This window comes from Methanosarcina sp. KYL-1 (assembly GCF_024372725.1).
In the GTDB taxonomy this organism is placed as follows: domain Archaea; phylum Halobacteriota; class Methanosarcinia; order Methanosarcinales; family Methanosarcinaceae; genus Methanosarcina.
Genome location: NZ_VOUA01000053.1, coordinates 1 through 3,865, shown reverse-complemented (window position 1 = coordinate 3,865; position 3,865 = coordinate 1). Strand labels below are relative to the sequence as shown.

Sequence of the window (3,865 nt, the reverse complement as noted above, 5' to 3'; positions counted from 1 at the left end):
ATCTCAATGTTTTGATCTCAATGTTTTGATCTCAATGTTTTGATCTCAATGTTTTGATCTCAATGTTTTGATCTCAATGTTTTGATCTCAATGTTTTGATCTCAATGTTTTGATCTCAATGTTTTGATCTCAATGTTTTGACCTCAATGTTTTGATCTCAATGTTTTGATCTCAATGTTTTGACCTCAATGTTTTGATCACACCGTTCAGTATATACTGCACCAATTGGCCAGGAACAATACCCTCAAATATTTCAAGAGGGGCTATTTTTGAAGGCACCTATTTTTTTTGGGCCTCATTATTCAGGAGGGAAACCTGCCTTTCATCCCCTCCCAGAATGCCTCCTTTCCAATTTGGCCCTCGTTCCCAAAAGGCCTCCTTTACAAGAAAAAGAAGCATACCTGAAAAGGGCACACCCTAAAACCGAAACCCTCCCGTAAAAGAGGAAAGCCCGAAAAATAAGGGCACGGCCAATATTGAAGATGGCACTAAAAACGGCATCGGCTATGCTATATATTATTGAGGGCTACTACCTGAATACTTACTGCCATAGCAAAAAGATGAACATCCGGAGGCCGGAAAAACGGTAATTTTCAGAGCCATTCCGACGAAAAATTATCTTGTCGGGGAAGCAGCGGTTGGATGGGCATCAGGAGATCTATGGAAAATTAAGGGACAGGGATTCCTGAACTGACCCTGGCCCGCAGCAGTAAATGAAAACAGGAATGCCAGGACCTGGCGAATCTAATCCTGAAAAATGGAGGCTTAACTAATGGCAAAAGAAGAAATTCTGAACGGTTTAACAGATGCTGTCGTCGAAGGAGACGACGACCTTGCAGAAGAATTCGCACAGAAGGCTCTTGACGAAGGAGTCGACGCATATGAAGCAATCATTGATGGTCTTGCAAAGGGCATGAATGTAGTCAGTGACATGTACGAGAAGGGAGAAGCCTTCGTCCCCAGCCTTCTGCTCGCTGCTGACGCAATGTACGCTGGAATGGAGATCCTCACCCCCTACATAAAGGCTGACGCAAGCACTGTTCCCAGGAACGTCATCGTCGGTACTGTAGAAGGCGATGTGCACGACATCGGGAAGAACCTCGTCAAGACAATGATCACCGCTGCAGGTTACAACGCAGTCGACCTCGGTGTTGACGTCCCACTTGGAAAATTCGTAGAAGCAGCAAAGGAAAAGAAGGCATCTGCAATCTCCATGAGCACCCTGATGACCACAACCATGGGCGGTATGGAAACTGTTATTGAACAGCTTCAGGAAGCAGGCCTCAGGGACTCCCTTGTGGTCATGGTCGGCGGCGCACCCATTTCCAGAGAATACGCAGAGTCCATCGGAGCAGACGGCACAGCTGGTGACGCAAGCGGAGCAGTCGAGACCCTTTCCTCCCTTCTCAGCGGCCTTTCTGCAGATGCATGGAGCGAGTCCGCAGTCGCAGCAAGCAAGATGAAGTACAAGGAAATCCTCGCACAGAAGGGCGCCAAGGAAGAAATCGACATTGGCCTCATCACAGCAGAGAAGGTCCTCGCAGAATACGACTCCGTAGTGCCCAAGTTCAACGAGACAATGACCAAGAAGGAAAGGTTCGTCTCCGCCTTCCAGGACAAGAAGGTCGACAGGCTCCCGGTAGCACCTCTCATCTGCGGTCTCTCCAGGAAGTTTGTACCCTGCACCTACGCAGACTACTCCACCAAGGCAGAAATGTACGCAGCCAGTGCAGTCGCAGGTACCAAATACTTCAACATTGACAACTTCGTCGGCCTTACCGACCTCTGTGTTGTCGCAAGTGACTTTGGTGCAACCATCAGAGTCCCTGAAGAAGACACCCCTGCAGCAACCGGCCACCTCGAGGACTACGAAGCAATGGAAGTCCCCGAAATCAAGGAAGGTACCCGTGCATACAACCTTATCCAGGGCAACAAACTCGCAACCGAGAAGGCAACAAAGGAAATCAACGCACCCATCACCGCTCTCTTCGAAGGCCCGATGGTAGCTCTGACCCAGATCATGGGAGCAACCCGCGTTCTTTCCGACCTCAAGACCAACCCCGAAGTTGTCCAGAAGGGACTTGAAAAGACCACCGAGTACTGTAAGGAAATGGCCAAGATGATGTTCGAGGAAGCCCAGCCCGACAACCTCTGTCTGGTAACCCTCTGGACCAACAATATCATCCTCGGCGCAGACGAATACATGAAGACCGAAGGTAAGATCATGCAGGACGTCTTCGCCCCGCTCTACAAGGAGTACAACAAACCCATGGTCGTTCACAACTGTGCCGACGCACCGCACTGGGACCTTATCAGCAAGTGGGACACCAAGTACTACAGCTACACCTACTACCCAGAGCAGGCAAACAAGGGTTCCAAGGACCACAAGTACCTCATTGAGAACTACGGCAAGGATGTCATGTTCGGCGGAGAAGTTAGCCCGATCGCATTCATGGACAACAGCCCCGAGAACATTGCAAAGATCAGGAACGACACAATTGCCCTTCAGGAGAGCGTCCTGAACACTCTCAAAGAGAACGGCATGCAGTCCAAGTACACGATTGCAACCGGTTGTGAAGTACCCCCAAGAGGTCCGTGTGACACCGTAACTGCCCAGTCCTACACTGTTGCAGAAACCGGTCCGGAACTCTACAAGAAGATCATGGGATAATCCCACGGAAATCACTTCCTGAAAAACAAGCAAGCTGAGGCTTGCTGCAAGAAAGGGCGGACTTTTTAAGTCTGCCCCTTCGTAATTTCTGACACATTCCAATAAACAAGTCCAACGAAATCTCCACACTTCCAACTTACATTCATTAACTCCTGAAATGCCAGGTAAAAACACCCGGTAAAAACTTCCGGCAAAAATACCCGGCAAAAGAAGCCAGAAAATCTCCAACATAAAAAAATCCCACTGATGGCAGTGCCTCCCTCTCCATGGGCACTGTTATCATATCCCCCAGAAGTATGAGTTAGACCTGCAGTTTAGACCTGCAACACCTTTCACGAGAAGGCACAGACTTGCCATTTGGATGTGCCTCCGGGGGAGTAAAGTCTATATCCACAAAAAACTCCGGTAAGGGAAATTCAAGCCCCTTTTGCCATTTGGGGAAATGAAACCCGAAAACAGAGGAAAAAGGTCCGATGCTCTTCAGCCCCTAAACCTCCGGGAAAGAGAAAGACATCAGGACCGAAAAAAACAGGATGAAAGTACATTTTAAGCTCTTTGTGCCATTTTAGGGCTGAAAATCGTGCTTCCAATCCAGAAAAAGCCAAAAGGACCGGCAATGCCCCATTCACTGCTTGAAACCTCCGGGCAGTAAAAGGGGCACTCTTCCGGTCGTTCATGAAGGAAAAATCTTACTCAAAAAATCGAGTTCGGCCTTCAATATTCTCTACGGAAAAAACACAGATTTTCTTTTTTAAATTCTTTCCGAGAGTGAAGATTAAAGTCCCTGAACCCTGAACAACCGGCTCAGCCTCCGGAGCTCAGGACAGGGACAACATACTCCGGCTGCACATTCTATTTTGCCACGTTCAGGAACAGTATAGGGGTTCCCCTGAAATTATAGAGGATCCCCCTGAAATGACAGATTGTAATGGATTTATATAATTTGTCAGCAGATTTTTTAACTGAAAAATATAAAAATGATTTCGTTTGTAATAAATCTCAGAAAGAGATTGCCGTACAGGATTTAACTGTGAGCGTTTGTGACTACTCCCGTCACTGAAGTGACGGGCATCTACCAGAATTCTGGAGAGATTGTAATCCCAATCTCAGAATATTCATAGCAGCGTTATGATCTCTATCGAGAACCAGTCCACAGTAAGGACAACTGTGTATTCTCTCTGATAGTTCTTTTTT

Annotated in this window: 2 protein-coding genes; one reads left to right on the top strand and one right to left on the bottom strand. The window is 47.6% G+C overall.

What is annotated here, in order from left to right; all coding sequences use genetic code 11:
- Positions 1 to 772: 772 nt before the first annotated feature.
- The gene (locus FTO70_RS17775) at positions 773 to 2,671 is read left to right on the top strand and encodes a uroporphyrinogen decarboxylase family protein (protein ID WP_255337111.1); all 1,899 of its coding nucleotides are present in this window, start codon (positions 773 to 775) and stop codon (positions 2,669 to 2,671) included.
- A 1,053-nt stretch (positions 2,672 to 3,724) separates the two neighbouring features.
- Here the strand turns inward: FTO70_RS17775 and FTO70_RS17770 are convergent.
- Positions 3,725 to 3,865 (bottom strand): transposase (locus FTO70_RS17770; RefSeq protein ID WP_255337112.1); only part of this gene is annotated, 141 nt, incomplete at its 5' end.